Raw genomic sequence first — 26,695 nt, forward strand, 5'->3', positions numbered from 1 at the left:
CGTCCCTGGGCCTCGGCCCGCGCCATCCATGGCGCGGGACGCTTTGCTCCTCTGCCCGGTCGTCCCGCCCTCAAACAGGCACGGTGCGCTTTGCCAGAAGCGCTCGCCTGCAAATCTTTCATCAACGTGTGAAAAAACAAAAACGGCACCCATTGGGTGCCGTTTTCACGCAATCAGCGCGGTTTACTTCCTGATGCGGATAACCGGCGTTTCGCCCACGGTAACCTGACCGGAGAGTTTCACCAGGTCTTTGATCTCATCCATATTCGAGATCACGACCGGGGTCAGCGTGGATTTGGCTTTCTCTTCCAGCAGCGGCAGATCAAACTCGATCACCACATCGCCTTTTTTCACTTTCTGGCCTTCTTCAGCGATGCGTTTGAAGCCTTCACCTTTCAGTTCTACCGTGTCGATACCGAAGTGCACGAACAGTTCGATGCCGTTATCAGACTCGATAGAAAACGCGTGGTTGGTTTCGAAAATCTTGCCGATAGTGCCATCCACTGGTGCAACCATTTTGTTGCCAGTAGGTTTGATGGCGATACCATCACCGACGATTTTCTCTGCGAATACCACATCAGGTACGTCTTCGATATTCACGATTTCGCCTGACAGAGGCGCAACGATATCGATAGTCCCTGACGCGCTCTCTGATTTATCGCCAAAAAGTTTAGAAAACAAACCCATGATCTTCTCCTAAGCAGTAATTTGGGGCCAGCGTCTCGTGGATCAGCAGAGCGTTTTTTCTTTGATGAACTTGTTCACCAGGTTCATCAAATCTTCCGCTGTGGGTTGAGCCAGAGCCTGCTCTGCCAGTGCCTTCGCATCTTCGAAATTGGTATTGCGAATGATCTTCTTGATGCTTGGGATTGAAATGGCACTCATGCTGAATTCGTCCAGCCCCATTCCCAGTAACAGTAGTGTAGCACGTTCATCACCAGCCAGCTCACCACACATGCCGGTCCATTTCCCTTCGGCATGTGATGCGTCGATCACTTGCTTGATGAGGCCCAGTACAGATGGCGTCATTGGGTTATAGAGGTGTGAAATCAAATCATTACCACGATCGACCGCCAGAGTATACTGCGTCAGGTCATTTGTCCCAATACTAAAGAAGTCGACTTCTTTCGCCAGATGGCGGGCAATCACTGCTGAAGCCGGGGTTTCCACCATGATGCCCACTTCAATGGACTCATCAAAGGCTTTACCTTCTTCACGCAGTTGTGCCTTCAGCATCTCCAGCTCAGCCTTCAGGAAGCGCACTTCTTCAACCGAAATGATCATCGGGAACATGATGCGCAGTTTGCCGAAGGAAGACGCACGCAGAATGGCGCGCAGCTGGGCATGCAGAATCTCTTTGCGGTCCATGGCGATACGAATCGCACGCCAGCCGAGGAATGGGTTCTCTTCTTTTGGCAGGTTCATGTAAGGCAGATCTTTGTCGCCGCCGATGTCCATGGTACGCACGATCACGGCCTGGGAACCCATCGCTTCCGCCACGGCTTTGTAAGCCTGGAACTGCTCTTCTTCGCTTGGCAGCGAATCGCGGTCCATAAACAGGAATTCAGTACGGTACAGACCTACACCTTCCGCGCCGTTGCGCTCAGCACCGGCGACATCTCGCACGGTACCGATGTTGGCGCACACTTCAACCTGGTGGCCGTCCAGCGTAATCGCTGGCAGATCTTTCAGTTTCGCCAGCTCGTGCTTCTCAGACAGATACTGCGTCTGAATCGCTTTCAGCTCTTCCTGCACGTCGTCGGTCGGATTGACGTAAATCTTGTTGTTCACGCCATCGATAATCAGGAAATCACCGTTTTTCACGGTAGCGGTCACGTTACCGGTGCCGACAATCGCAGGCAGCTCCAGCGAACGCGCCATGATCGAGGTGTGTGAAGTACGACCACCCAGATCGGTAATAAAGCCCAGCACCTTTTTCAGGTTCAGCTGTGCGGTTTCGGATGGCGTCAGATCTTTCGCCACCAGAATGGATTCGTCAGCAATGGCGCTCAGGTCAACGATATGCAGACCCAGAATGTTCTGTAGCAGACGCTTGCCGATGTCACGTACGTCAGCCGCGCGCTCTTTCAGATATTCGTCGTCGAGTTCTTCCAGCGCTTTCGCCTGGCCTTCAACCACAGAGTGGGCGGCGGCGTCAGCGGTTACGTGATCTTTTTTAATCAGGTCGATGATTTCCTGCTCAAGCTCTTCGTCTTCGAGCAGCATGATGTGACCTTCAAAGATCGCCGCTTTCTCTTCACCGAAGGTTTCACCGGCTTTCACACGGATGGCTTCAAGCTGCCCGGCTGCTTTGCTGCGACCGTCGAGGAAGCGCTGAACTTCCTGCTCAACCTGGTCGTCAGTAATCTTTTTACGGCTGATGACGATCTCGTCTTCCTTCAGCAGCAGTGCTTTGCCGAAAGCGATACCCGGTGATGCTAAAATGCCTGAAATCATAACCCTACCTTTTAATCACGATGGCTCATTGACCCAATGCGTTGCCACTGTCGCGGAGCAGTACTCTAAGGAAGCAATAACGCGGACAGGTTGTCCGCGATCAACATAATTGCACTCAATGGGGCAAAGGAGTCGGTTTAATGGCTTGCCGGAGCGGAATTACTCCAGTTCAGCCATCAGTTTGACCAGATGCTCAACCGCCTGCTGCTCGTCTTCACCTTCTGCAGAAAGCGTAACAACCGTACCCTGAGTCAGACCCAGAGTCTGCAGTTTGAACAGGCTTTTCGCGCTGGCAGATTTGCCGTTAGAAGTAACGGTGATTTCAGACTGGAAAGCCTTCGCTTCTTTCACGAACTGAGCTGCAGGACGGGTATGGAGGCCGTTAGGTGCGGTAATGGTAACTTCTTGCTGGAACATTCTATTTCCCCAACTTTATCAGGTTTGGTGTTATGGATCTAAAGTCTAGCCTGGAGCCGTAACTTTAGCCTGTGTAGGTGCGCTGGTACGGCATCACGCTGACCAAAAAATGCGCTTGAATGAAAAAGTCATTTTTTCGATGACGGATCAAAACTGCTGCAATACGTCACTCTGCTGATTATGCCGTGATTCGCCGTTTCACCAAATCAGTAAATCGATTCAGCTTGATCCACTTCAAAGGCAGATTAATTTCAGGCACCGAAATAATTGGCTGCTTAAATACCAGAGCCGCATCACTGAAATCAATCTGCCCGGTGGTAAAAGTGAGATCTGCGCCACAAAAAAGCACCCATTTGGGTGCTTTTTTCATCATTTTCAGACTCTGGCGTTTACTGTTGCAGCTCTTTTTCGGTGAACAGATCGGCAAACAGTGCGGTACTGAGATAGCGTTCGCCGGAAGAGGGCAGAATCACCACGATGTTTTTATTGGCGAAGGCTTCATCTTCCTGCAGCTTAAGGGCAGCCGCCACTGCTGCACCGGAAGAGATACCGGCCAGAATGCCTTCCTCTTCCATCAGCTGACGCGCGGTGCTGATCGCTTCTTCATTGGTGATGGCCACCACGCGGTCAATCAGTTTCAGGTCAAGGTTGCCCGGAATGAAACCGGCACCAATCCCCTGAATCTTGTGCGGGCCCGGTTTGATCTCTTCTCCCGCCAGCGCCTGCGCGATGACAGGGGAATCCGTAGGCTCAACGGCCACGGTGATCAAATCCTGCTTGCCTTTGGTGTTCTTGATGTAGCGGCTCACGCCGGTCAGCGTACCACCGGTGCCCACGCCGGCAATGAAGACATCTACGGCGCCGTCAGTGTCTTCCCAGATCTCCGGGCCAGTAGTCTTTTCGTGAATTTCCGGGTTGGCCGGGTTGCTGAACTGCTGCAGCAGCACATATTTGTCCGGATCGCTGGCAACAATCTCTTCTGCTTTAGCGATGGCGCCCTTCATGCCTTTTGGCCCTTCGGTCAGCACCAGATTGGCGCCCAGCGCTTTCAGCAGCTTGCGACGTTCAATCGACATGGTCTCAGGCATGGTCAGCGTCAGCTTGTAGCCGCGCGCAGCGGCGACATAGGCCAGCGCAATGCCGGTGTTGCCGCTGGTTGGCTCTACCAGCTCAACGCCCGGTTTCAGAATACCGCGTTTTTCTGCGTCCCAAATCATATTGGCACCGATACGGCATTTAACGCTGAAGCTCGGGTTACGCGACTCGACCTTCGCCAGAATGCGTCCATTACCGATGCGGTTCAGTCGAACCAGCGGCGTATGACCAATTGTCAGAGAGTTGTCTTCATAGATCTTACTCATAGCCCGTCCTTAACTGTATGAAATATTGGGAACCCTCAGAGCATACCTGTTCTGACCCCCGGCGGAAGGAAAGAAATCGTATATCTATATAGCCTGCGACCATAAGCCTGATGCAAAAATGCATAAGGCTTTTTGATGCATTATAGATGACGCGCATGCTGGCTGCGGTAGCGATCGACCCACATGGCGGTCGCGCCGCATACCGCGACCGGCATGATGGCGAGATTGAGGATCGGAATCATGGTGAACAGACTGACCAGCGCGCCAAACTGCATATTGGCGGTTTTATGCTGACGCAGCGCGTTACGCATCTGAGGAAAACTGACTTTGTGGTTGTCGAACGGATAGTCGCAATATTGTATCGATAGCATCCAGGCGCTAAACAGAAACCACAACACCGGCGCCACGGTCTGGCCAAAGCCGGGGATAAAATAGAGCAGCAGCAGGCCCAGTGCGCGCGGCAAATAGTAGCCGAGCTTCTGTAACTCGCGCTTCATGATGCGCGGGATGTCTTTCATCATGCCGAGCCAGCCACTGTCCGGCAGGGGTTTTCCGGTCAGACGCCCTTCCAGCTGCTCCGCCAGCAGGCCGCAAAACGGCGCGGCAATCCAGTTGGCGATGGTGGAGAAGAAATAGCTGAATACCAGCACAATCGAAATCACCGACAGCGGCCACAGCAGATAGCTCAGCCACTGCAGCCAGTCCGGCACGTGCGACATCAGCCGGGGAATCCACTGGCCGAGGCGCTGAAACAGCCAGATAAACGCACCGCCCAGCAGCACAATGTTTACCAGCAGCGGGATGATGACGTAGCGGCGGATACCGGGCAGACGCACCAGTTTCCAGCCCTGGGCAAAATAATGAATACCATTCATGGATGAGACCGAATTCTCAGCGGGCATAGCGAGCCTTTCTCCTTTATGTAGCGGCGCCAACATCATAACCTGGCTTTTTATCGGTGACAGGCGCACTTTGCGCGAAAAAACAGCAAAAAAGCGTGGGGCAGCTATCTTATTTGTCAGAAAATACTGCACAGACTTGCACTTGTGTAGCTGGGCAAATACAGTTAGAGGATAAAGTTTGCCGTGGTGGCAAGGTATTGGAACAACAGAGAATACAATGATGCAGGATTTGCGTCTGATATTAATCGTTGTTGGCGCGATCGCCATAATAGCGCTGCTTCTTCACGGACTGTGGACCAGCCGTAAAGAGCGCTCTTCCGTGTTTCGCGATCGCCCGCACAAACGTCTGAAACAGCGTGAAGAAGCGGATGACGATGATCTGCTGAACAGCGAAGACGATGGCGTCGGCGAAGTACGCGTGCGTCGTCAGCGTGATGCCGAAGACGAGCCGCAGTTCGATGCGCCGGTCACCAAACCTGCTGCTCCGCGTGCGCCGGAACCGGTGCGTCAGCCGTTTCCACGCCAGGAAACGCCGTTAAGCGGCGATCCGCTGCTGGACGATGAGCCGGTACGTCAGCCTGCACCTGCGCCACAACCGCAGGCGCCGGTGGCGCAGCCCGTGCCACAGCCACAACCGATTCAGGCCGATCCGCTGCTGGATAATGAACCGCTGTCCGCCACCCAGCCGGCTCCGGAGTTTACCGCCGCCGAGCCTGAGGTTAAACAACCTGAACCTGCGCCTGTGCAGGAAGCTGCACCGCAACCGCAGCCCGCTGCGCCGGGCAGTAAAAAAGAAGCGGTGCTGGTGTTGCACGTTGCCGCGCATGCCGGTGGCGCACTGAACGGTGAAGCGCTGCTGCAGGGCATTCTGCAGGCCGGCTTCCAGTTTGGTGAAATGAACATTTTCCATCGCCATCTTAGCCCGGCCGGTAGCGGTCCGGTGCTGTTCAGCCTGGCAAACATGGTCAAACCGGGTTCGTTCAATCCGGATGAAATGGGCGATTTCACCACGCCGGGCGTCTCAATCTTTATGATGGTGCCGTCCTACGGTGACGCCAATCAGAACTTTAAGCTGATGCTGCAATCGGCACAGCGCATCGCCGATGATGTCGGTGGCGTGGTGCTGGATGATGAGCGTCGCATGATGACACCACAAAAGCTGGAAACCTACAAAGCACGCATCCGCGAGGTTATTGGCTAAGCGCCGCCAGCAGTATCACCCTTTAACTAAATAACCCCCGCTTGCCGGGGGTTTTTTATCGGACGAGAGAATATGACATCGGTTCAGGAGCAGATCACCGCGCTGCGCACCACGTTACGCCACCACGAATACCTCTATCACGTGATGGATACGCCGGAAATCCCGGATGCAGAATATGACCGATTGATGCGCGAACTGCGTGAGCTGGAGAGCGCGCATCCAGATTTAATCACCCCGGATTCTCCCACCCAGCGCGTTGGCGCGGCACCGCTTGCCACCTTTGAACAGGTACGCCACGAAGTGCCGATGCTGTCGCTCGATAACACCTTTGATGAAGCCGGATTTCTTGCCTTCAATAAGCGCGTGCAGGATCGCCTGAAAAGCACTGACGATCTCACCTATTGCTGCGAGCTGAAGCTGGATGGTCTGGCGGTAAGTTTACTGTATGAAAACGGCCTGCTGGTGCGAGCCGCCACGCGCGGCGATGGCACCACCGGCGAAAACATCACGGCGAACGTGCGCACCATTCATGCCATTCCGCTGCGCCTGCACGGCGACAATATTCCGGCGCGGGTAGAAGTGCGCGGCGAAGTATTTATGACTGAAAGCGGCTTTGAGAAGCTGAATGAGGAAGCGCGACGCACCGGCGGCAAAGTATTTGCCAACCCGCGTAATGCGGCGGCCGGCTCGCTGCGCCAGCTCGATCCGCGAATCACCGCGAAACGTCCGCTGACCTTCTTCTGCTACGGCTTTGGCCTGCTGGAGGACGGCGAAATGCCTGCCAGCCACTGGCAGCGTCTGCAACAGTTTAAGGCCTGGGGATTACCGGTCAGCGATCGGATTCGCCTGGTGCACACCGCAGATGAAGTGCTGGCGTTTTATCGTCAGGTTGAGCAGGACCGTCCGTCACTCGGCTTTGATATTGACGGCGTGGTGATCAAAGTCGACTCGCAGGCGCTGCAGGAGCAGCTGGGCTTTGTGGCCCGCGCACCGCGCTGGGCGGTAGCATTCAAGTTCCCGGCGCAGGAGCAGATGACGGTGGTGCGCGACGTTGAGTTTCAGGTCGGACGTACCGGCGCGATTACGCCGGTGGCGCGCCTCGAACCGGTGCAGGTCGCGGGTGTGATAGTCAGTAATGCGACGTTGCACAACGCCGATGAAATCGCCCGGCTGGGGCTGCGTATCGGTGACAAAGTGGTGATTCGCCGCGCCGGTGACGTGATTCCGCAGGTGGTCAACGTGGTGGAATCCGAACGTCCGGCGGATGCGCGCGAGATTGTGTTTCCCAGCCACTGTCCGGTTTGCGGTTCTGACGTAGAGCGTGTGGAAGGCGAAGCCGTAACGCGCTGTACCGGCGGGCTGATTTGCGGCGCGCAGCGCAAAGAGGCGCTGAAGCACTTTGTCTCACGCCGTGCGATGGACGTGGACGGCATGGGCGATAAAATCATCGACCAGCTGGTGGAAAAAGAGTACGTCAAAACCCCGGCCGACCTGTTCCGTCTTACCGCCGGCAAGCTGACCGGACTGGACCGCATGGGGCCGAAATCAGCGCAAAACGTGGTGGACGCGCTGGAAAAAGCCAAACTCACTACGCTGCCGCGCTTCCTGTATGCGCTCGGCATCCGCGAAGTGGGCGAGGCGACGGCGGCCAACCTGGCGAACCACTTTGGCGAGCTGGAAGAGGTCATGAACGCTGACCTTGATGCGCTGATTGCGGTACAGGACGTCGGCAAAGTGGTGGCAGCGCACGTGCGCAACTTCATGGAAGAGGAGAGCAACCGTGAAGTGATTCGCCAACTGACGGAGGAGGTGGGCGTGCACTGGCCGGCGGTGGTGGTGGTCAAAGCCGAAGAGATCGACAGCCCGTTCGCCGGAAAAACCGTGGTACTGACTGGCTCGCTGTCGCAGATGAACCGTGACGATGCCAAAGCGCGGCTGACGGCGCTGGGAGCCAAAGTCAGCGGCAGCGTATCGAAAAAAACCGATCTGCTGATCGCCGGTGAGGCCGCCGGTTCCAAGCTGGCAAAAGCGCAGGAGCTGGGGATTGCGGTGATCGATGAAGCCGAGATGATTCGGTTACTGGGCGCCTGAGATGGATAAGCAGCAGCTGGTTGAGATTGCCAATACCGCAATGCCGTTTGGCAAATACAAAGGGCGGATGCTGATCGATGTGCCGGAAGAGTATCTGCTGTGGTTTGCGCGTAAAAATGAATTTCCCGCCGGCAAACTGGGTGAGCTGATGCAGCTGACGCTGGCGATCAAAATCGAAGGCTTACAGGGCTTAGTTAAACCGCTCAAGCGCAGTGAATAAGTGACAGGCCCGCGATTGCGGGCCTGATATATTTATGACTTCTGCGCTTCAATCTGCTGCTTCGCCAGCTTCTTCTCATTACCGACTTTATAGCGCTGGGCAATGAACGAGCACACCATCAGCTGGACCTGATGGAAGATCATCAGCGGCAGGACAATAATCCCCACTGCGCTGGCCGGGAACAGAATGTTAGCCATCGGCACACCGTTTGCCAGGCTCTTTTTCGAGCCGCAAAACAGCACCACAATCTCATCCGCACGGCTAAAGCCAAACAGCCGGGAAGCGCCAAGGTTGATCGCCAGTGCGACGAAAAGAATCAGCAGGCTGCCAGCCAGAATCCACAGCAGGGTATCAACGCCGACGCGATGCCAGATGCCGTTAACCACCGCTTCACTGAACGCCGAATAGACCACCAGCAGAATCGAGGTTTGATCGGTTTTGCCAATCAGGCTGCGATGCTTCTCCACCCAGCCACCAATCCAGCGGCGTGCCAGGTGGCCCAGCACAAAGGGCACCAGCAGCTGCAGCATGATTTTACCAATCTGCTCCAGACCGTTACCCGGCGCATCGCTGTGCACATTCATCACCAGGTTAACCAGCAGCGGCGAAATAAAGACGCCCAGCAGACTGGAGGCGGAGGCAGCACACACCGCCGCGGCAACGTTACCGCCCGCCATGGAGGTGAAAGCAATCGCGGACTGCACCGTCGCCGGCAGGATACACAGGTAGAGGAAACCGGTGTAAATCTCCGCGCCGACGTTAACCGGATGCCACCACACCAGCAGCAGGCCAAGGATCGGGAAAATCACGAAGGTGCTGCACATAATCCACAGATGAAGCCGCCAGTGGCTGCTGCCGGCGATGATCTTCTCACGCGACAGTTTGGCACCGTGCATGAAGAACAGCAGGGCGATGGCCGCAGTGGTCAGGTATTCGAAGAAATCGACAAACCCGCCTTTGGCCGGGAAGAAGCTGGCCAGCAGCACGGTGATGATGAGTTTGACCATCATCGGGTCAAGTCGTAAAAAGCCCATTGTTACAATCCGGTTAAATGTAATAAATGATGCTGCTGATTGTGCGTCAGACGCGTTTAGAAATAAAATTGATTTATTGCATTAATCTATGAGCGCAATAGATGAATTACACCTTACGACAGTTGCGCACCTTTGTGGCGGTGGTGCAGCACGGCAGTTTCAGCCAGGCAGGGCAGGCGATTGGGCTGAGCCAGTCGGCTGTCAGTCACAGCATTAAAGAGCTGGAAGCGGAGATGGGTGTACGGCTGCTGGATCGCACCACGCGCGAGGTGTTACTGAGTGAAGCCGGACAGCAACTGGCAACGCGGCTGGAACGACTGCTGGAGGAGCTCAATACCACGCTGCTCGATGTGCGCAGCTATGGCGAGCAGCGCAGCGGCACGGTGCGCGTGGCGGCCAGCCAGACGCCCTCGGCGCATCTGATGCCGCAATGCCTGGCCAGCAGCCAGCTGCGTTACCCCGACATTCGGGTGATTCTGCACGACCGCGTGCAGCAGTGGGTATTGCAGAGCGTGCGCAATGCGGAAGTCGATTTTGGCATCGTCATCGGTCCGCTGCAGGATGCGGATTTCGATAGCGAGGAGATTCTGCAGGAGCCGTTTTTACTGTTGTGTCATCAGGATGATGCGCTGGCGCAGGTGCCGCAGGCCCAGTGGTCAATGCTGGCTGGTCGCGCTATGGTGCTGCAGGATTACGCGTCGGGCAGCCGATTGCTGGTCGATGCCGCATTGCAGCGGCTGGCGCTGAACGTGCAGGTGGTGCAGGAGATTGGCCATCCGGCCACGCTTTATCCGATGGTGGAAGCGGGCATTGGCATCAGTATTTTACCGGCACTGGCGCTGCCGCTGCCGTCCGGACGTAAGCTGACGGTGCGCCGGCTCTATCCGGAGATCAATCGCAGCCTGATGCTGATTAAACGCAAAAACCGTTCACTCACGCCGGCAGCGGAGGCTATCTGGCAGGAAGTGCGTCAGCAGGCGGCGCTGCTGACGCAGGATCGCGCGCTTAATCCGGCGTTTTAAACATAAACGTCAAGTTGGTTGCTGTCGGTTGGGCGGTTGATGCCATCCGCTTTCACTGCAGTAACCTCCTGTTTCTCCTGCTTCTGCTCCGCTTTCTCCTTTTCCTGCTTCTGCAACTGCTGGATTTGCGCCTGCAGCAGCTGAATCTGCGCGTTAATCGTCTCCTGCTTATCCTTTCTTTGCTTCTCGGTCAGGCTTTTGTCCTTCGCAATGTCTTTCAGTTCATCGTTCAGGCTGGCAATTTGTTTGGTCAGGCTGGCGATTTTCGAGGCGCTATCGCTACTGCCGGATGCGCTTCCGGAGCCGGAAGTACTGCTGCTGCCAATATTGGTATTGGTCGAAATGGTGGTCATAACGTTCTCCTTGCAAATGTGCTCTTTGGTTATCGGAACGCAGCCGCTGCGGCTTGATAGTGAGAAGTGTTAAATTTGCGAAAAGGTTTCGCCAGGAACGAGGGCGGAAGGGGACAGGGCGGGCACGGCCTCAGGCAGAGCGGGTGCTTTCTTCACGGCTGAAGCAAAAAAGTGCCTTGAGAAAGTAAGAGCGGTCAGGTAAGGCAACCGCAAGTCGCACATTATTCGTAGCGGCGCGATTAATCGCGCAATAAATTGCGGCGCTACCAAACGTGCAACCGTGGTTGAATGCAGTTTCAGCTTTACTGGCAGCCCGGGGGAACGTGAAGAAACGAAAAAAGCGCCCGGTGGGCGTAAGGGCAACCAGGTAAGGCAACCGCAAATCGCACACCATTTGTAGCGGCGCGATTCATCGCGCAATAAATTGCGCCGCTACAACATGTGCAAACGTGGTTGAACGCAGTTGCAGCTTAACTGGCAGCCTGGGAAGTGGGATATGAAGAAACGAAAAAAGCGCCCAAAGGGCGCTCTTTTCTGAATTTGGTGGGTCGTGCAGGATATGCCTCGGCCCATCCGGGGCCTCGCCCTGCGGGTGATACTGGCGCATCAGCCTGAATCGCTCCCGGCGATTCAGTCGAACCTGCAGCAGGTCCTCATCCTGCACGTTCAGCATCGGTGCACAGAAACGAAAAAAGCGCCCAGAGGGCGCTTTTTCCAGAATTTGGTGGGTCGTGCAGGATTCGAACCTGCGACCAATTGATTAAAAGTCAACTGCTCTACCAACTGAGCTAACGACCCGAAGTGGTGGGTGATGACGGGCTCGAACCGCCGACCCCCTCCTTGTAAGGGAGATGCTCTACCAACTGAGCTAATCACCCACTTCGGTACTGCTTAACAAGAGTGTCATCTGACTAAGATATGGTGGGTGATGACGGGCTCGAACCGCCGACCCCCTCCTTGTAAGGGAGATGCTCTACCAACTGAGCTAATCACCCATATCTTATCTCTTGTTCACTGCGGGCCATCTCATTAAGAGTGGTGGGTGATGACGGGCTCGAACCGCCGACCCCCTCCTTGTAAGGGAGATGCTCTACCAACTGAGCTAATCACCCCCGCTGTGTGGAGTCGCATTATAGGGATCCTTCGAAGTGAGTCAACGCTTTTTAAAACATAAATGTGCGTTCGCTTTAAATTTAGACATCATGCAGCGCTTTTAGCCAATGTGCTGGTTTTATTAGCAGAAAAACGCACTTCTGCCCGCGCCGCCAGCGTGACAGTGATTGAGGAATCAGCCTCACCTGCTAGAATATGCGCACTGTTTTTCCGCGTTAACCCGTTTTTTTGTCATCCAGACAACGAAACCTGCGCATTTAAGGCAATGCTGAATGAAAATCAAAACTCGCTTCGCACCCAGCCCGACGGGCTACCTGCACGTCGGTGGTGCGCGTACTGCGCTTTACTCATGGCTTTATGCTCGCCATAACCAGGGCGAATTCGTCCTGCGTATCGAAGATACCGACCTGGAGCGCTCCACGCCGGAAGCGATCGAAGCCATTATGGATGGGATGAACTGGCTGAATCTCGACTGGGATGAGGGCCCGTACTACCAGACCAAACGTTTCGACCGTTATAACGACGTTATCGACGAAATGCTGGAAGCCGGTACTGCTTATAAATGCTATTGCTCGAAAGAGCGTCTGGACGCGCTGCGTGAAGAGCAGATGGAAAAAGGCGAGAAGCCCCGTTATGACGGCCGCTGCCGCGACAGCCATGAACATCATGCTGCCGATGAACCGTGCGTGGTGCGCTTCCGCAACCCGCAGGACGGTTCGGTGATTTTTGACGATCAGATTCGTGGTCCGATCGAATTCAGCAACCAGGAACTGGATGATCTGATCATCCGCCGTACCGACGGTTCACCGACCTACAACTTCTGTGTGGTGGTCGACGACTGGGATATGGGCATCACGCACGTTATTCGTGGTGAAGACCATATCAACAACACGCCGCGTCAGATCAACATCCTGAAAGCGATTGGTGCGGAAGTGCCAACCTATGCGCACGTATCCATGATCCTCGGCGATGACGGTAAAAAGCTGTCCAAGCGTCACGGCGCAGTGGGCGTCATGCAGTATCGCGACGACGGCTACCTGCCGGAAGCGCTGCTTAATTATCTGGTGCGCCTCGGCTGGTCACATGGCGATCAGGAAATTTTCAGCGTGGCGGAAATGACCGAACTGTTCACCCTCGATGCGGTGAGCAAGTCGGCCAGCGCCTTCAACACCGAGAAACTGCAGTGGCTCAACCACCACTACATTAATACGCTGCCGCCGGAATATGTCGCGACCCAGCTGCAGTGGCACATCGAGCAGCAGAATATCGATACCCGCACCGGACCGGAGCTGGCGAAGCTGGTGACGCTGCTGGGTGAGCGCTGCAAAACGCTGGTCGAAATCGCCGCGTCCTGCCGCTACTTCTATGAAGAGTTTGACGCGTTTGATGCGGATGCAGCGAAAAAGCATCTGCGTCCGGTGGCGCGTCAGCCGCTGGAAGTGGTGCGCGACAAGCTGGCGGCCATCAGCGACAGCGACTGGAATGCGGAAAACGTGCATCACGCCATTCAGGCTGCTGCGGATGAACTTGAGCTCGGCATGGGCAAAGTCGGTATGCCGCTGCGCGTTGCCGTAACCGGTGCCGGTCAGTCGCCTGGACTCGACGTGACGGTGGAAGCCATCGGCCGCAGCCGCAGCGTGGCGCGTATCGAAAAAGCGCTGGCGTTCATCGCGGAGCGTGAAGCACAGGCCTGATTGAGCTGAACAGCGGCCTGTCAGGCTGCTGTGATGAGGCAGGCAACAAAAAAGCCGGAAGCATCTCACTGCTTCCGGCTTTTCTATTCTTCCTGGATTCCTAACCGCTGTAATACGCCCCTGATCCCTTCCCGCAATAACAGCGCCGCCAGTTGTTCCTGTTCGGTGGCCGTCATTTGCTGGACAGAATTTATTAATAACGCAGGTAACGTATTTTGCTGAGCGCCGTAATTCGCCGCCGGTTCGTTTGCATGGCGGGTGGACTGAATGAAGCTTTTGACACGCTCATCAATGTGGATTAATCGCGCCTTACCGCCCTGTACACCGGGCTTGGGCGTGGTCGTCCAGTTTTCACGCTTGATCCATTTATTCACCGTCTGCCGACTGTAGCCCGTTTCCAGCGCGAGCTCTTCGGGAGTGAGCCATTCCTTTTTCACGATGCTGTCCCTGTTAAATACATTAGCTCTACATATTACAACAAAACGTTACGGGGAAAAGTAATCAAGGCAGAAAATGCCTTTTGCTGTGCGACAAAAGGCAAAATCGGTTTACTGCGCTTCGCTGACCGCCGCCTGTGCCGGACGGAAGGCGAGGAAATAGGTGAGGCCGACAAAGATCGCACCGCCCACACCATTGCCTAAAAATACCGCAACCACGTTAGGTGCAAATTCTGCCCAGCTCATCTGACCGGCAAAAATTGCGGCAGGCACGATAAACATGTTGGCCACCACGTGCTGGAAACCGATTGCCACGAAGGCCATCACCGGGAACCACATGCCGAAGATTTTGCCGACCATATCTTTACTGGCGAAGGCCAGCCACACCGCCAGACACACCAGCCAGTTGCAGCCGATGCCGGAGATGAACGCGTGCATGAAATCGGCGTTCACTTTGGCATGGGCGATCGCCACGGTTTTCTTCAGATAGTCGCCTTCGGTCATGCCGAGCAGATGGCCGAAGAACCATGCTACCGCAACGCTGCCAATAAAATTGGCGATGGTGACCCAAAACCAGTTACGCAGCACGCTGAAACCGCTAATGCGGCGCGCGAACCAAGCAATGGGCAGCGTCATCATGTTGCCGGTCAGCAGTTCGCCACCCGCCAGCACGGTCAGAATCAGTCCGACCGGGAATACCGCCGCACCGAGGAAGCCGGCAAACGAGCCCCATTCAGCAGGCAGCTGGTTAATAACGTGCAGATCGAGCAGGAAGCCGGTCGCGATAAACGCGCCAGCCATAAAGCCAAGAATTAATAAGGTGGAAACCGGCAGACGGCTTTTAGCCACGCCGGCCTGAATCGCCAGTTGCGCGATCTCTTTAGGTGTATGCAGCGACATAGTTCACTTTTCTTTTATTAAACAAGGAGGACGTGCTGGCCGGTTAGCGAGTGAATACCCTGGACGGCTAACCGGTTAATTAGCGCGCTAAGTTTTACACGCACCATTAACGAAAACAAGCCTGACGCTAACATCTTTAACCTAAAGTTAACCTCGGCGTGGTGCACCGTTGAGGCGGCGTTGAGATAACGGCTGAGGGCAGGGATGACGAGCACGCGCTGCGCTGAAAAAAAAGCCACGGCGACACAGGGTTGCCGCCTTTTTCAGCGATCGCACGCAGAACGAGAATTTGCCGTTGACACTCAAACAGCGGTCTCATATTATGCCGTCCGTCGAGGTAACTCGGCGGTTTTTTCGGTACGGGGCTATAGCTCAGCTGGGAGAGCGCTTGCATGGCATGCAAGAGGTCAGCGGTTCGATCCCGCTTAGCTCCACCAAACCGCTCCCAACGGTTTGCACTGAAAAAACGAATTCCAGATGTGGGGGTATAGCTCAGCTGGGAGAGCGCTTGCATGGCATGCAAGAGGTCAGCGGTTCGATCCCGCTTATCTCCACCAATTCTCTGTTCGTTCAGAACAAACGTATTCAAAACCCGATAATAATACTGCCCGTTTGCGCAGTGTGACGTTGCATTCGCCGACTGGCTGCGTGCAATGGCGCTGACCTGCAGCGCCTTTCCATGTTAAACCGTCACGGCTTGTGGCTGCAGCTGCAGCACGCGAAAACCGTGGGTACCGTCGCGATCCAGTTGCGCCACCAGACCATATTCCCAGTCGAGATAGGCCTGCATCACGTCCGGTTCAATATCGGTGCCTTCGTACGGGCGGCGATAACGATCGATGGGCGGCGAGAGCAGGCGCTGCTCGCCCTGTTCGGTGGGCAGACCGGCGGCACGCCAGGCTGCATTGCCTCCCGCCAGCACCCGCACTGGTTTGCCGGTCAGCGTGGCAATTTGCTCCACGGCATAGCTGGCCAGCAGGCTGCTGCCGCAGGTCAGCACGTAGCGGCCAGCATCGGGCAGTAGTGCCTTGCCCTGCTGCTGCAGGGTGGAACGCAGCAGCCAGGCCGCACCGGGAATATGGCTGTTGCGGTAATTGGCGAGCGTGGTGAAATCCAGCACCTGCGTGTCGCCAGTGGCCAGCCACTCGGCCAGCTGCGCGGGTGAGATCGATTCCGGCGCAGCAACCGGCGCGACCTGCGGCTGCCAGCTACCGACAGCGCTGAAATCGCTGGCCTGCAATGCGTCAGGCACCGCCACCTGCCAGCCAAGCTGCGCCAGCCAGGGGCCGGTCATATTGGCGCGGACACCGTCATCATCCACCAGCACGATACGCGCACCGCGCACGCTGGCGTAATGATCGGTCTCCTGTACCAGCTGGCCGCCCGCCACGTGGCGGCTGCCCGGCAGGTGACCGGCGGCGTACTCTTCGGCATCACGCACGTCAAACAGGTAGGTGGTGCGTGCTTCCTGCTGCCAACGCGTCAGCGTCGCCAGAGAAATGCGCGTCACGCCGGCGCGATCGGCAATGGCGCGGGCCTGGCTCGCGGCCTGACGTTGCGCGGTTTCGCTGGTGTTGCCATAGCGGCGGCTCTGCCCATGCTCCAGCGCATGACCGGCCAGCGTCCAGCCAATGGTGCCGTTGCGCAGCGCGAATACCGGATTACGAATACCGGCATTGACCAGCGACTGCGTGCCAATAATGCTGCGCGTGCGTCCGGCGCAATTCACAATCACTGTGGTGCGCGGTGATGGGGCTAAATCGCGTACGCGCAGCACCAGTTCGCCGCCCGGTACGCTGGTGGCGCCCGGAATGCTCATGGTGTGATATTCATCGAAGCGCCGCGCATCCAGCACCACCACGTCGGCATCATCGCTAATCAGCGCCTGTACCTCATCGGCGGAGAGCGAAGGCGTGCGGGCATGATGTTCCACCAGTTCGCCAAACGCTTTGCTGGGTGAATTGACATCGATAAACAGCTCGCCGCCAGCCGCCTGCCAGCCGGCTAAATCATCGGCCAGTAGCGTGACCTGCTGATAACCCAGCGCGGCGAGACGTTCAGCGGCGGTCTGCGCCAGGCCTTCGCCGTTGTCATACAGCGTAATGGCGGTGTGACGTTGGGGAATGCGGTCCAGCAGCTCCAGCTCCAGCTTTGACAGCGGAATGTTGACGGCAAACAGCGGATGCCCGGTGGCAAACAGCGCTTCATCGCGCACGTCAATGATCGCCACTTCCTGTTGCTGACGCAGCGCTGCCAGCAGTTCCGCCGCCTGGCGAAACGGGAAAACCGGTTTAGTCATGTGAAAGGTCCCAAATGTTAGGTAGATAACGGTTGCTGTAGCCGGAAATAAAGCGCTTTTCGTGGCCGTCGGCGGTGTAGACCGCGCGCTCAACCGCGCCGATATTCGCGCCATACACGTGGATACTGACAGAGACGCGATCGTCAAAGGCGTTGCTGACGCGATGGATATCACCGACCGTTGGCGACACCGCCTCCACGTTGCCGGGTTCAAGCCGCACCGGCGCACCTTCTGCCTGTAAACCGTGCGGGCCCGGCTGCCACGATTGTGAAATCTCGGCGCCGCGCAGCATGCCAATCAGTCCCCAGACGCGGTGATCGTGAATCGGCGTCTGCTGACCCGGCCCCCAGACAAAACTCACCACGGAAAAGCGCTGCTGCGCATCGGCATACAGCAGATATTGCTGATAGTGCTGCGGATGGGGCTGGGTAAACGCCTCATCCAGCCAGTCATCGTGGCGAATCAGTTCGGCCAGCCAGCCGCTGCCCTGCCGCAAAATGGTCGCTTCGTCCGGCTGGCTGTCGAGCAGGGTGGCCAGCCGGGCGACGAAGGTGCGCAGGCGATGGTGCTGATAATCACTCATGATTTGTCTCCCGGCGCGTGCTGGGCGATGCGGTTAGCGGCGGCGGACAGACTGAAGTCAAACGCCTGGCTGACATCGACCTGTTTTGGCAACACCTGATAACGATGGAAAAAGTCGGCGGATTTCTGCAGCGTGGCAATCAGGTGCGTGTCAAACACCAGCGGGCGGATGCGCGCATCGTCAATCCAGCTACGGGTAATGGCGGGGGGCATATTCAGGGTTTTGCTCAGCACGCCGGCGAATTGCTGCGGATGGTATTGCGCCCAGATTTGCGCCTTCGCCAGTCGCGCCAGCAGGTCGGCAATCGCTTCCCGCTTGCCGGCGTCCTGCAACGCTTCATTGCGGGCCAGCGCGTAGGAGTAACCGGACATAATGCCTTTACCGCCGCCGTCCGGCACGCGCACCGTGCCGTCGATGACGGTCGAGGTGGCGATATAAGGCTCCCACGGCGCCCAGGCCGCGACCGCACCGGACGTCAGCGCCGCGCGACCATCCACTGGTCCGAGGAAGCGCAGCGTGACATCCTGCGGCGTCAGGCCAGCGCGCTCCAGCAGGCCAAGCAGCAGATAGTGTCCCCAGCCGCCGCGGTTGACCGCGATCTGCTTACCTTTTAAATCCTGCAGCCGGTGAATGCCGGCGTCGGGGCGGGTCAGCAGGGCGATGCTGTCCGGGTTATTCTGCCAGGCACCCACGGCTTTCACCGGCGCGCCTGCCGCATAGACAAACAGAAACGGCAAATCGCCGGTAAAGCCAACGTCGAGCGCCCCGGCATTGAGCGCTTCCTGCACCGGTGCGCCGGAGTCAAAGGCGGTGAGCTTAAGATCGTAAGGCAGATTGTTCAGTTCGCCCGAGGCTTTCAGGGCGGCAAAACGATCGCCTTTCACATCGCCGAGGCGCAGTGTGACTTTATCGGCCGCCAGTAGCGGCTGGAGTGACGCGAGGGCCAGCGCAACACCGGCAAACAGAGCGACGAGACGCATCAGGCGCTCCTTTTTTCAGTTGCGCTGAGCGCAGCCACTTTTTCACGCGTCAGCGGCAGCAGTTCACGGCCGTATTCCACCGCGTCATTCAGCGGGTCAAATCCGCGGATCAGCACGCTATGAATGCCGAGGCGATAGTAATCCAGCAGGGCCTCAGAAACCTGATCCGGCGTGCCGACCAGCGCGGTGGAGTTGTAGCCGCCCTGCACCAGTTTTGCCACGCCGGTCCACAGCACTTTATCGTGGCGATCGCTCTCATGCGCCGCCGCCAGCAGACGCTGCGCACCGACACTCTGCGGCTTCGGCAAACCAAAGGTATAGCCGGTCTCCGCCAGCTGCTTCTCTGCGGTGGCGCGGATATGTTCGGCGCGCTCCCAGGCTTCTTTTTCGGTGTTACCCAGAATAGGCCGGAAGGAGATGTTAAACGCAATCTGGCGCCCCTGCGCGGCCGCCGCCGCACGCACGTTACGTACCGTCTCGGCCGCGCCTTTTAACGGTTCGCCCCACAGCGCGAAGACATCAGCATGCCGCGCCGCCACGTCAATCGCCTCCGGTGACGATCCGCCGAAATAGATCGGCAGCTTATGTTGCAGCGGTTTAATGGCAGAGAAAGCCTGCTCAGCCTGGTAAAACCGGCCCTGATGATCGTAAGGCTGTGGCGACTCAAGGCTCTGTTTCAGCACGCTGAGAAATTCGTCGGTGCGCGCATAGCGTTCAGCCTTGCTGAGAAAATCACCGTCGCGGCGCTGTTCGCTGTCGCTGCCGCCGCTGATAATATGCACGGCCAGGCGGCCGTCGGTGAGATGGTCGAGCGAAGCCAGCTTGCGGGCCGCCAGCGTGGGTGCGACAAACCCCGGACGGTGCGCCAGCAGGAATTTAATCTTCTGGGTATGCGCCGCTGCGTGAGCGGTGACCAGAAAGCCATCGGGTTGATCGGACCAGTAGCCGACAAGAATGCGATCGAAGCCGGCCGCTTCATGGGCGCGGGCAAAGCGGGCAATGTAATCTTTATCGAACAACGTGCCGGATGCGGGAATGATTTCTGAGGCAAGCCGGTGGCCAATCATGCCAAGGAACTGAATGCTCATGCGATTCTCCTGAGGTGAGGTCAGAAGGAAAAGCTACGGGCGCAGACGGCAACAACGGAAATTCGATATTGTGCAAAGGGTTTGCGGGAAACGGTGAAGCAGGGCGTGACGCGGCGGCAGGCTGACTGGCGCGGGATATAACGCTTAGGTATATAAAAGAAGAGAAGGGCGAGCCGCAGCCCGCCCTGTAGATCAGAAGCCCAGCACCAGACCGGCGATGGCGGCGGAAAGCACGCTCACCAGCGTCGAGCCGTACAGCAGTTTCAGGCCGAAACGTGATACCACGTTACCCTGCTCTTCATGCAGACCTTTGATCGCGCCTGCGACAATGCCGATGGAGGAGAAGTTGGCGAAGGAGACCAGGAACACCGACAGAATGCCTTCCGCATGCGGCGACAGCTGACCGGCGATTTTCTGCAGGTCCATCATTGCAACGAATTCGTTAGAAACCAGCTTGGTCGCCATGATGCTGCCCACCTGCAGCGCTTCGCTGGATGGTACGCCCATTACCCAGGCAAACGGATAGAACACATAGCCCAGCACGCCCTGGAAGCTGATGCCGAAGATGGTATCAAACAGCGCGTTGAGGCCGGAGATCAGCGCGATAAAGCCAATCAGCATCGCCGCAACGATAATCGCCACCTTGAAACCGGCCAGGATGTATTCACCCAGCATCTCAAAGAAGCTCTGACCTTTATGCAGATCCTGCAGCTGCAGGTCTTCTTCGCTGTCCACGCGGTACGGGTTAATCAGCGACAGCACGATAAAGGTACTGAACATGTTGAGCACCAGCGCGGCCACCACGTACTTTGGCTGCAGCATCGTCATGTATGCACCCACAATCGACATCGACACCGTCGACATCGCGGTGGCTGCCATGGTGTACATGCGGCGCTGTGACATTTTGCCAAGGATATCCTTATAGGCGATAAAGTTTTCTGACTGTCCCAGAATCAGAGAGCTGACGGCGTTAAAGGATTCCAGTTTGCCCATGCCGTTGATCTTCGACAGCACGGTACCGATAGCGCGAATCACCCACGGCAGGATGCGGAAATGCTGCAAAATACCGATCAGGGCTGAGATGAAGACGATAGGGCACAAAACATTGAGGAAGAAGAAGGCCAGACCTTTCTCGTTCATGTTACCGAACACGAAATTGGTGCCTTCTGCTGCATATTTGAGCAGATGATCAAACAGCCCGGCGAAACCTTTAACAAAACCGAGGCCTGCTTCGGAGTTAAGGAAGAACCACGCCAGCAGCACTTCAATCACCAGCAGCTGAACGATATAGCGAATCCGGATACTCTTACGATCGTGACTGACGAGTAACGCCAGCACGGCTACCACCACCAATGCTAAAAGGAAGTGCAAAATATGGGACATATCGGCTCCAAATTTGAGGAGGGTTGTATTTTGCTGCGTATTCTATGTAACGCGTTACTTAAAAACGAGATCAAAACCACAATATAAGTATTCGGTATCGCTTTATTTCTCGGATTAGTCTCACCGCTCACAACCTGTTTACAAATCGATCACAAGAAATATCCACAAAGAGATTGTCTATAATTTGACCCGGGAGTAGAGTGAAACCTGTTGCATAATTTTTAGCAAGCGCTAACTTTACCTTGTGGTATAGCAATGGCTATACTTTATAGCACCATCTATCAATGCGATAACTATAACCAAATTTCACTTGCCTTGAATGCCCCGTAAGCTGGATGGGTCAGACAAGCGTTAGGACAGGGTCAAAACTATGTCAGAAAGTCGCACCGCCGAGCGCGCCGCTCGCGGAGCCAGAAAGATCAAGCTCGCGCTGCTGGGACCGGCCTTCATCGCGGCCATTGGTTATATCGATCCCGGCAACTTTGCCACCAACATCCAGGCGGGGGCCGCGTACGGCTACAAACTGCTGTGGGTGGTGGTATGGGCCAACATTATGGCGATGTTGATCCAGCTGATGTCTGCCAAGCTGGGTATTGCCACCGGTAAAAACCTCGCCGAGCATATTCGCGATCGCTTCCCGCGCCCGGCGGTGTGGTTCTACTGGGTACAGGCGGAGATTATCGCCATGGCCACCGATCTGGCGGAATTCATCGGGGCTGCGCTCGGCTTTAAGCTGCTGCTCGGCATCTCGCTACTGCAGGGCGCGGTGTTAACCGGTATCGCCACGTTCCTGATCCTGATGCTGCAAAACCGTGGACAGAAGCCGCTGGAGCTGGTGATTGGCGGGCTGCTGCTGTTTGTCGCCGCCGCTTATATCGTTGAGCTGTTCTTCTCGCAGCCGCGCGTCAGCGATCTGGTGGTGGGCATGGCGCTGCCGAGCCTGCCTACTTCGGACGCGGTATTCCTCGCGGCTGGCGTACTGGGCGCGACCATTATGCCGCACGTCATTTATCTGCACTCGGCGCTGACGCAGTACGGTAATAAAGGCAGCAAGGCGGAGCGCTACTCCTCCACCAAGCTCGACGTGGCGATCGCCATGACCATTGCCGGTTTCGTTAACCTGGCGATGATGGCCACCGCAGCGGCCGCGTTTCACTTTAGCGGTCACACCAGCATTGTCGATCTCGACCAGGCCTATCTGACGCTGCAGCCGCTGCTGGGTCACGCGGCGGCGATTGTGTTCGGGCTGAGTCTGGTAGCGGCCGGCCTCTCTTCTACCGTGGTGGGCACGCTGGCCGGCCAGGTGGTGATGCAGGGCTTTATCCGCTTCCACATTCCGCTGTGGTTCCGTCGTACCATTACTATGCTGCCGTCCTTTATTGTTATCTGGGCGGGCTGGGATCCGACGCGCATTCTGGTGATGAGCCAGGTGCTGCTGAGCTTCGGTATTGCGCTGGCGCTGATTCCGCTGCTGTCGTTCACCGGGAACCGTGACATCATGGGCGATGAACTGGTGAACTCACGCCTGATGCAAAATGCCGGTCGGCTGATTGTGGTGCTGGTGGTGGCGCTGAATATCTATTTGCTGGTGGGCGAAGCGCTCGGCTGGTAAACAAATGACTGAATAAAAAAATCCCGGCTGCGTCTGCGCCGGGATTTTTTTTAATGGTGATGATGGTCGTGGCGGTCGTGCCGGTGATCGTGACGCCAGTGTTCGCGACGTTCGCGCTCGTGCCAGCGGCGCTCACGTTCACGCTCCCAGGCACGGTGGCGTTTCCACTCTTCGTGACGCCACCAGCGATGATCGTTGTACTGATAGCGATCGTGCCACCAGCGCGGTTCACGCCAGCGACCACCGTCCCAGTAGTAGCCGCGACGATCGCGATCGCCGAGATGCAGCGTGACGCCAGGGGCCAGATTGATGGTAGCGCTACTGGCTTCAGCTGTGTGCAGCGCCAGAGGGGATAACGTTGCCAGCAAAGCGGCAAACAAAATTGCACGTTTCATACTTTCTCCTCATCGATAGCATCGAGGCTACCGTGGCGCTAGTGTGCCATATCGGACCAGACACGCCTTGAGATTTAGTCTGAAAAAGTGTCAGCGAAAGGTTGTGCAGCGTTTTCTGCTAAAGACAGCGCCCGGAAAATTCCGGGCGGGTAAACGGTTACACCAGAATTTGCTCAATGGCAGCGATCTCGTCCGCCGTTAATTCAGGCTGGCTCAGCATGTCGACGGCATCATCAATCTGTGCGGTTTTACTGGCGCCGATCAGCACTGACGTGACGCGCGTGTCGCGCAGCACCCAGCGCAGCGCCATTTGCGCCAGCTTTTGACCGCGCTGCTGTGCCAGCGCCTGCAGTTGCTGCACCTTTGCCATCTTCTCTGGCGTTAGCTGGTTTTCGTTGAGGAATTTGCTGCCGCTGGCGATGCGCGAATCCTGCGGAATGCCCTGCAGATAGCGGTCGGTCAGCACGCCACCGGCCAGCGGCGAGAAAGCAATACAGCCGACGCCATTGTCACCCAGCACATCCAGCAGACCCTGTTCCGGCGTGCGTTCGAACATCGAATAGCGCGGCTGGTGGATCAGGCAGGGGGTGCCGAGATCGCGCAGCATGGCGATAGCGGCGGCGGCTTTATCCGCCGGGTAGTTCGAAATCGCCGCGTACAGCGCTTTACCCTGACGCACCACCTGATCGAGCGCGCGCATGGTCTCTTCCAGCGGCGTTTCCGGATCCGGACGATGGTGATAAAAGATATCCACGTACTCCAGCCCCATGCGCTTCAGGCTTTGATCAAGGCTGGAAATCAGGTACTTGCGTGAGCCCCAGTCGCCGTACGGACCGTCCCACATGGTGTAACCCGCTTTGGTCGAGATCACCAGCTCGTCGCGCAGGCCGTGAAAATCTTCGCGCAGAATGCGGCCAAAGTTGCTCTCCGCGGAACCGGGCGGCGGCCCGTAGTTATTGGCCAGATCAAAATGGGTAATACCGCGATCGAACGCGTGACGCAGCAGCGCGCGGCTGTTGTCGACGCGCGTGCTGTCGCCAAAGTTGTGCCATAGACCCAGCGAAATTGCCGGCAGCTTCAGGCCGCTGCGGCCGCTGCGGCGATACTGCATCTGGTGATAACGTTCGGCGTGGGGAAAAGTACTCATGCAGCGTTCCTGTCTCAGGTGGGAGAAAGTGGCATCAGCATAGCAGTGTATGCGTTTACACTGCGCCGTAACGCGGCAAAGATCGCAACTTACAGAATTTTCTGTCGTCGTAACGAATGCTTGCCATGCATTACAGCGCGATGATGGCGAAAATCTCGCCAGTTCAGCCACATCGCTAATACTCCTGATCATTCCCCCTCACAGGAGCGGTCGATGAACACTCTTAACGTTGGCGACTATTTACTGCATCGTTTGCACCAGGCGGGTATCCGCCATCTGTTCGGCGTACCCGGCGACTACAACCTGCAATTTCTCGACAGCGTCATTGACCATCCCGGTATTACCTGGGTCGGCTGCGCTAATGAACTCAATGCCGCCTATGCGGCCGATGGTTACGGTCGCTGCAACGGCGCGGCCGCGCTGCTGACCACCTTTGGCGTCGGTGAACTCAGTGCGATTAACGGCATCGCCGGCAGCTACGCCGAATATGTGCCGGTGATTCACATCGTCGGCGCTCCCGCCAGCCACGCCCAGCAGCAGGGCGACTGCGTGCATCATTCGCTCGGCGACGGCGATTTCGGCCATTTTCTGCGCATGGCCCAGGAAGTCAGTGCTGCCAGCGCGGTGCTGAGCGCCGACAACGCCGTGGCTGAAATTGATCGGGTCATCGCTAGCGCGCTGCAGCAGCATCGTCCGGGCTATCTGCTGCTGGCGGTGGATGTCGCCGCCGCCACGGTAACGTTGCCGTCAGCCAGCACCAACCCGGCACCGGCTGAAAACCGCGATGTGGCGCAGGCGTTTGCCGCAGCGGCGGAACGCCTGCTGGCACCGGCGCAGCGCGTGGCGCTGCTGGCCGATTTTCTCGCTGCCCGCTGGCAGCTGCAGGCACCGCTGGCTGAGCTGCGTGCGCTGCGCGCCATTCCGGCTGCCACGCTACTGATGGGCAAGGGCGTGCTGGATGAGCAGCAACCGGGCTTCGTCGGCACCTACGCCGCCAGTGGCAGCCGCGAAACCGTGCGCGCGGCAATTGAAGACACCGATGTCACCCTGTGCGTCGGCGTGCGTTTTACCGACACCCTGACCGCCGGGTTTACCCAGCAGCTGTCGGCGCAGCGGGTGATTGATCTGCAGCCGTTTCATGCCAGCGTCGCCGGAGAAACCTTCGCACCGCTGAGCATGGCGCAGGCGCTGGCCGCGCTGCTGCCGGTTTATCAGCGCCACTGCGCGCACTGGGCCACGGGCGTGGCCGACATGCCGGACGATGCACCGCCCGCTGCTGCCGCCGTAATCAGTCAGCAGGCTTTCTGGCAGGCGATGCAGCGTTTCCTGCAGCCTGGTGATATTATCCTTGCCGATCAGGGCACGGCGGCGTTTGGCGCTGCCGCGCTGCGTTTACCGCATGATGCGCAGCTGCTGGTACAACCTTTATGGGGTTCCATTGGCTATACTTTACCCGCCACCTTTGGTGCCCAGACGGCGCAGCCCGACCGCCGCGTCATTCTGATCATCGGCGATGGATCGGCGCAGCTGACCATTCAGGAACTGGGATCGATCCAGCGCGACGGCTTAAGCCCGATCATTTTTCTGCTGAATAATGAGGGATACACTGTCGAACGCGCGATACATGGAGCGGAACAGCGCTACAACGACATCGCGCAGTGGAACTGGACTGCGCTGCCGCAGGCAATGAGCCTGAATTGTGCGGCTCAGAGCTGGCGCATCAGTGAAACGGCGCAGCTCGACGCCGTGATGGCGCTGCTCAGCCAGGCGCGTTGCCTGTCACTGATTGAAGTGGTGATGGAGAAACAGGATTTGCCGCCGCTGCTGCGCACCGTCACGGCGGCGCTGCACCAGCGCAATAGCCACAAAGTTTAGGACAGTTGCCTCTGTACAGTTGGGCTGGCGACAGTCAGGCTGTGCGTCGCACTGAATGACCAACGCTCATCGTGCAAGGTGAGCGTTGTTGTTTTATTGGCAGGCTTTTATAGTGTCCTGCACTTGTTTAT

General features: G+C 57.1%; 24 protein-coding genes, 6 tRNA genes and 1 other RNA gene. 9 read left to right on the top strand and 22 right to left on the bottom strand.

Going from position 1 to position 26,695, the window contains the following annotated elements; translation table 11 throughout:
• Positions 1-183: 183 nt before the first annotated feature.
• The 6 genes from crr to cysZ all read right to left on the bottom strand — a co-directional run bounded on the left by crr (position 184) and on the right by cysZ (position 5,137).
• Positions 184-687 carry a PTS glucose transporter subunit IIA gene (gene crr / locus C1N84_RS05660; protein WP_010617547.1) on the bottom strand — a complete coding sequence of 168 codons (504 nt, stop codon included), beginning with the start codon at positions 685-687 and terminating at the stop codon, positions 184-186.
• A 42-nt stretch (positions 688-729) separates the two neighbouring features.
• The gene (gene ptsI, locus C1N84_RS05665; protein ID WP_021508081.1) at positions 730-2,457 is read right to left on the bottom strand and encodes a phosphoenolpyruvate-protein phosphotransferase PtsI; all 1,728 of its coding nucleotides are present in this window, start codon (positions 2,455-2,457) and stop codon (positions 730-732) included.
• Positions 2,458-2,616: 159 nt separating this feature from the next.
• Entirely contained in the window at positions 2,617-2,874 is a 258-nt protein-coding gene (gene ptsH, locus C1N84_RS05670; RefSeq protein ID WP_007889063.1) for a phosphocarrier protein Hpr, read from the bottom strand.
• Between the two features lie 178 nt (positions 2,875-3,052).
• Complete coding sequence (locus tag C1N84_RS05675) at positions 3,053-3,247, bottom strand: hypothetical protein (RefSeq protein WP_021508082.1); 195 nt, start codon at positions 3,245-3,247, stop codon at positions 3,053-3,055.
• A gap of 16 nt (positions 3,248-3,263) precedes the next feature.
• On the bottom strand, positions 3,264-4,235 hold the full coding sequence (gene cysK, locus C1N84_RS05680) for a cysteine synthase A (RefSeq protein WP_021508083.1): 972 nt from the start codon (positions 4,233-4,235) through the stop codon (positions 3,264-3,266).
• Positions 4,236-4,375: 140 nt separating this feature from the next.
• Positions 4,376-5,137 carry a sulfate transporter CysZ gene (gene cysZ / locus C1N84_RS05685; RefSeq protein ID WP_021508084.1) on the bottom strand — a complete coding sequence of 254 codons (762 nt, stop codon included), beginning with the start codon at positions 5,135-5,137 and terminating at the stop codon, positions 4,376-4,378.
• A gap of 217 nt (positions 5,138-5,354) precedes the next feature.
• On the opposite strand from cysZ, the gene zipA reads away from it, so the two are divergent.
• The 3 genes from zipA (at position 5,355) to C1N84_RS05700 (ending at position 8,649) form a co-directional block, all read left to right on the top strand.
• A complete protein-coding gene (zipA, locus tag C1N84_RS05690; protein WP_058775693.1) occupies positions 5,355-6,338 on the top strand; it encodes a cell division protein ZipA in 984 nt (327 codons plus the stop codon).
• A 72-nt stretch (positions 6,339-6,410) separates the two neighbouring features.
• On the top strand, positions 6,411-8,429 hold the full coding sequence (gene ligA / locus C1N84_RS05695) for an NAD-dependent DNA ligase LigA (protein ID WP_264442353.1): 2,019 nt from the start codon (positions 6,411-6,413) through the stop codon (positions 8,427-8,429).
• 1 nt (position 8,430) lies between these two features.
• Positions 8,431-8,649 carry a DUF3820 family protein gene (locus tag C1N84_RS05700; RefSeq protein WP_021508087.1) on the top strand — a complete coding sequence of 73 codons (219 nt, stop codon included), beginning with the start codon at positions 8,431-8,433 and terminating at the stop codon, positions 8,647-8,649.
• A gap of 32 nt (positions 8,650-8,681) precedes the next feature.
• Here C1N84_RS05700 and C1N84_RS05705 read toward each other — a convergent pair whose 3' ends face one another.
• On the bottom strand, positions 8,682-9,683 hold the full coding sequence (locus C1N84_RS05705) for a bile acid:sodium symporter family protein (protein ID WP_058775696.1): 1,002 nt from the start codon (positions 9,681-9,683) through the stop codon (positions 8,682-8,684).
• A gap of 101 nt (positions 9,684-9,784) precedes the next feature.
• Here C1N84_RS05705 and C1N84_RS05710 point away from each other — a divergent pair, with 101 nt between their 5' ends.
• Positions 9,785-10,705, top strand: a complete 921-nt coding sequence (locus C1N84_RS05710; protein ID WP_264442358.1) for a LysR family transcriptional regulator — start codon at positions 9,785-9,787, stop codon at positions 10,703-10,705.
• Here the strand turns inward: C1N84_RS05710 and C1N84_RS05715 are convergent.
• From C1N84_RS05715 to C1N84_RS05740, 6 genes are all read right to left on the bottom strand, one after another.
• A complete protein-coding gene (locus C1N84_RS05715) occupies positions 10,702-11,058 on the bottom strand; it encodes a FlxA-like family protein (RefSeq protein WP_021508090.1) in 357 nt (118 codons plus the stop codon). The genes C1N84_RS05710 and C1N84_RS05715 overlap by 4 nt on opposite strands.
• A gap of 541 nt (positions 11,059-11,599) precedes the next feature.
• A non-coding RNA gene (locus C1N84_RS05720) (RtT sRNA) lies at positions 11,600-11,736 on the bottom strand.
• Between the two features lie 44 nt (positions 11,737-11,780).
• A tRNA-Lys gene (locus C1N84_RS05725) sits at positions 11,781-11,856 on the bottom strand.
• 4 nt (positions 11,857-11,860) lie between these two features.
• Positions 11,861-11,936, bottom strand: a tRNA-Val gene (locus C1N84_RS05730).
• Between the two features lie 41 nt (positions 11,937-11,977).
• Positions 11,978-12,053, bottom strand: a tRNA-Val gene (locus tag C1N84_RS05735).
• A gap of 41 nt (positions 12,054-12,094) precedes the next feature.
• A tRNA-Val gene (locus C1N84_RS05740) sits at positions 12,095-12,170 on the bottom strand.
• Between the two features lie 273 nt (positions 12,171-12,443).
• On the opposite strand from C1N84_RS05740, the gene gltX reads away from it, so the two are divergent.
• Complete coding sequence (gene gltX, locus C1N84_RS05745) at positions 12,444-13,865, top strand: glutamate--tRNA ligase (protein ID WP_058776541.1); 1,422 nt, start codon at positions 12,444-12,446, stop codon at positions 13,863-13,865.
• Positions 13,866-13,948: 83 nt separating this feature from the next.
• Here gltX and C1N84_RS05750 read toward each other — a convergent pair whose 3' ends face one another.
• Together C1N84_RS05750 and C1N84_RS05755 are read right to left on the bottom strand one after the other, a co-directional pair.
• Entirely contained in the window at positions 13,949-14,302 is a 354-nt protein-coding gene (locus C1N84_RS05750) for a YfeC-like transcriptional regulator (protein WP_058758359.1), read from the bottom strand.
• Positions 14,303-14,413: 111 nt separating this feature from the next.
• Positions 14,414-15,202, bottom strand: a complete 789-nt coding sequence (locus tag C1N84_RS05755) for a formate/nitrite transporter family protein (protein ID WP_021508241.1) — start codon at positions 15,200-15,202, stop codon at positions 14,414-14,416.
• A 361-nt stretch (positions 15,203-15,563) separates the two neighbouring features.
• Between C1N84_RS05755 and C1N84_RS05760 the strand changes: the two genes are divergently transcribed.
• Together C1N84_RS05760 and C1N84_RS05765 are read left to right on the top strand one after the other, a co-directional pair.
• A tRNA-Ala gene (locus tag C1N84_RS05760) sits at positions 15,564-15,639 on the top strand.
• Between the two features lie 44 nt (positions 15,640-15,683).
• A tRNA-Ala gene (locus C1N84_RS05765) sits at positions 15,684-15,759 on the top strand.
• 125 nt (positions 15,760-15,884) lie between these two features.
• Here C1N84_RS05765 and C1N84_RS05770 read toward each other — a convergent pair.
• The 5 genes from C1N84_RS05770 to C1N84_RS05790 all read right to left on the bottom strand — a co-directional run bounded on the left by C1N84_RS05770 (position 15,885) and on the right by C1N84_RS05790 (position 21,535).
• Positions 15,885-17,501, bottom strand: a complete 1,617-nt coding sequence (locus C1N84_RS05770; protein WP_264442366.1) for a rhodanese homology domain-containing protein — start codon at positions 17,499-17,501, stop codon at positions 15,885-15,887.
• Positions 17,494-18,084: a cysteine dioxygenase family protein gene (locus C1N84_RS05775; protein ID WP_059012166.1), complete on the bottom strand. Its 591-nt coding sequence runs from the start codon at positions 18,082-18,084 to the stop codon at positions 17,494-17,496. Before C1N84_RS05775 ends, C1N84_RS05770 begins: the two co-directional genes overlap by 8 nt.
• Entirely contained in the window at positions 18,081-19,064 is a 984-nt protein-coding gene (locus C1N84_RS05780) for an ABC transporter substrate-binding protein (RefSeq protein WP_264442369.1), read from the bottom strand. Before C1N84_RS05780 ends, C1N84_RS05775 begins: the two co-directional genes overlap by 4 nt.
• Positions 19,064-20,152, bottom strand: coding sequence for an LLM class flavin-dependent oxidoreductase (locus C1N84_RS05785; RefSeq protein WP_211727347.1), 1,089 nt, complete (start codon positions 20,150-20,152; stop codon positions 19,064-19,066). The genes C1N84_RS05780 and C1N84_RS05785 overlap by 1 nt, the downstream gene beginning before the upstream one ends.
• A gap of 192 nt (positions 20,153-20,344) precedes the next feature.
• Positions 20,345-21,535, bottom strand: a complete 1,191-nt coding sequence (locus C1N84_RS05790) for a NupC/NupG family nucleoside CNT transporter (RefSeq protein WP_031279840.1) — start codon at positions 21,533-21,535, stop codon at positions 20,345-20,347.
• Between the two features lie 370 nt (positions 21,536-21,905).
• Between C1N84_RS05790 and C1N84_RS05795 the strand changes: the two genes are divergently transcribed.
• The gene (locus C1N84_RS05795) at positions 21,906-23,147 is read left to right on the top strand and encodes an Nramp family divalent metal transporter (protein WP_021508247.1); all 1,242 of its coding nucleotides are present in this window, start codon (positions 21,906-21,908) and stop codon (positions 23,145-23,147) included.
• Positions 23,148-23,197: 50 nt separating this feature from the next.
• Here the strand turns inward: C1N84_RS05795 and C1N84_RS05800 are convergent, their stop codons facing one another.
• A complete protein-coding gene (locus tag C1N84_RS05800; protein WP_059012163.1) occupies positions 23,198-23,542 on the bottom strand; it encodes a DUF2502 domain-containing protein in 345 nt (114 codons plus the stop codon).
• 157 nt (positions 23,543-23,699) lie between these two features.
• Positions 23,700-24,689, bottom strand: coding sequence for an L-glyceraldehyde 3-phosphate reductase (gene mgrA, locus C1N84_RS05805; RefSeq protein ID WP_021508249.1), 990 nt, complete (start codon positions 24,687-24,689; stop codon positions 23,700-23,702).
• A 213-nt stretch (positions 24,690-24,902) separates the two neighbouring features.
• Between mgrA and C1N84_RS05810 the strand changes: the two genes are divergently transcribed.
• Positions 24,903-26,564: an alpha-keto acid decarboxylase family protein gene (locus tag C1N84_RS05810; RefSeq protein ID WP_264442377.1), complete on the top strand. Its 1,662-nt coding sequence runs from the start codon at positions 24,903-24,905 to the stop codon at positions 26,562-26,564.
• Positions 26,565-26,695 lie beyond the last annotated feature (131 nt).

Source organism: Pantoea sp. SGAir0418 (genome assembly GCF_043529865.1).

What these genes read in the sequence shown, in the direction of transcription:
- C1N84_RS05800 (WP_059012163.1), bottom strand. Translation starts at nt 23,542, where the DNA reads ATGAAACGTGCAATTTTGTTTGCCGCTTTGCTGGCAACGTTATCCCCT.
- C1N84_RS05755 (WP_021508241.1), bottom strand. Translation starts at nt 15,202, where the DNA reads ATGTCGCTGCATACACCTAAAGAGATCGCGCAACTGGCGATTCAGGCC.
- C1N84_RS05715 (WP_021508090.1), bottom strand. Translation starts at nt 11,058, where the DNA reads ATGACCACCATTTCGACCAATACCAATATTGGCAGCAGCAGTACTTCC.
- C1N84_RS05710 (WP_264442358.1), top strand. Translation starts at nt 9,785, where the DNA reads ATGAATTACACCTTACGACAGTTGCGCACCTTTGTGGCGGTGGTGCAG.
- mgrA (WP_021508249.1), bottom strand. Translation starts at nt 24,689, where the DNA reads ATGAGTACTTTTCCCCACGCCGAACGTTATCACCAGATGCAGTATCGC.
- zipA (WP_058775693.1), top strand. Translation starts at nt 5,355, where the DNA reads ATGATGCAGGATTTGCGTCTGATATTAATCGTTGTTGGCGCGATCGCC.
- ptsI (WP_021508081.1), bottom strand. Translation starts at nt 2,457, where the DNA reads ATGATTTCAGGCATTTTAGCATCACCGGGTATCGCTTTCGGCAAAGCA.
- gltX (WP_058776541.1), top strand. Translation starts at nt 12,444, where the DNA reads ATGAAAATCAAAACTCGCTTCGCACCCAGCCCGACGGGCTACCTGCAC.
- C1N84_RS05785 (WP_211727347.1), bottom strand. Translation starts at nt 20,152, where the DNA reads ATGAGCATTCAGTTCCTTGGCATGATTGGCCACCGGCTTGCCTCAGAA.
- cysK (WP_021508083.1), bottom strand. Translation starts at nt 4,235, where the DNA reads ATGAGTAAGATCTATGAAGACAACTCTCTGACAATTGGTCATACGCCG.
- crr (WP_010617547.1), bottom strand. Translation starts at nt 687, where the DNA reads ATGGGTTTGTTTTCTAAACTTTTTGGCGATAAATCAGAGAGCGCGTCA.
- C1N84_RS05790 (WP_031279840.1), bottom strand. Translation starts at nt 21,535, where the DNA reads ATGTCCCATATTTTGCACTTCCTTTTAGCATTGGTGGTGGTAGCCGTG.
- ligA (WP_264442353.1), top strand. Translation starts at nt 6,411, where the DNA reads ATGACATCGGTTCAGGAGCAGATCACCGCGCTGCGCACCACGTTACGC.
- C1N84_RS05700 (WP_021508087.1), top strand. Translation starts at nt 8,431, where the DNA reads ATGGATAAGCAGCAGCTGGTTGAGATTGCCAATACCGCAATGCCGTTT.
- ptsH (WP_007889063.1), bottom strand. Translation starts at nt 2,874, where the DNA reads ATGTTCCAGCAAGAAGTTACCATTACCGCACCTAACGGCCTCCATACC.
- C1N84_RS05780 (WP_264442369.1), bottom strand. Translation starts at nt 19,064, where the DNA reads ATGCGTCTCGTCGCTCTGTTTGCCGGTGTTGCGCTGGCCCTCGCGTCA.
- C1N84_RS05705 (WP_058775696.1), bottom strand. Translation starts at nt 9,683, where the DNA reads ATGGGCTTTTTACGACTTGACCCGATGATGGTCAAACTCATCATCACC.
- cysZ (WP_021508084.1), bottom strand. Translation starts at nt 5,137, where the DNA reads ATGCCCGCTGAGAATTCGGTCTCATCCATGAATGGTATTCATTATTTT.
- C1N84_RS05810 (WP_264442377.1), top strand. Translation starts at nt 24,903, where the DNA reads ATGAACACTCTTAACGTTGGCGACTATTTACTGCATCGTTTGCACCAG.
- C1N84_RS05770 (WP_264442366.1), bottom strand. Translation starts at nt 17,501, where the DNA reads ATGACTAAACCGGTTTTCCCGTTTCGCCAGGCGGCGGAACTGCTGGCA.
- C1N84_RS05675 (WP_021508082.1), bottom strand. Translation starts at nt 3,247, where the DNA reads ATGATGAAAAAAGCACCCAAATGGGTGCTTTTTTGTGGCGCAGATCTC.
- C1N84_RS05795 (WP_021508247.1), top strand. Translation starts at nt 21,906, where the DNA reads ATGTCAGAAAGTCGCACCGCCGAGCGCGCCGCTCGCGGAGCCAGAAAG.
- C1N84_RS05775 (WP_059012166.1), bottom strand. Translation starts at nt 18,084, where the DNA reads ATGAGTGATTATCAGCACCATCGCCTGCGCACCTTCGTCGCCCGGCTG.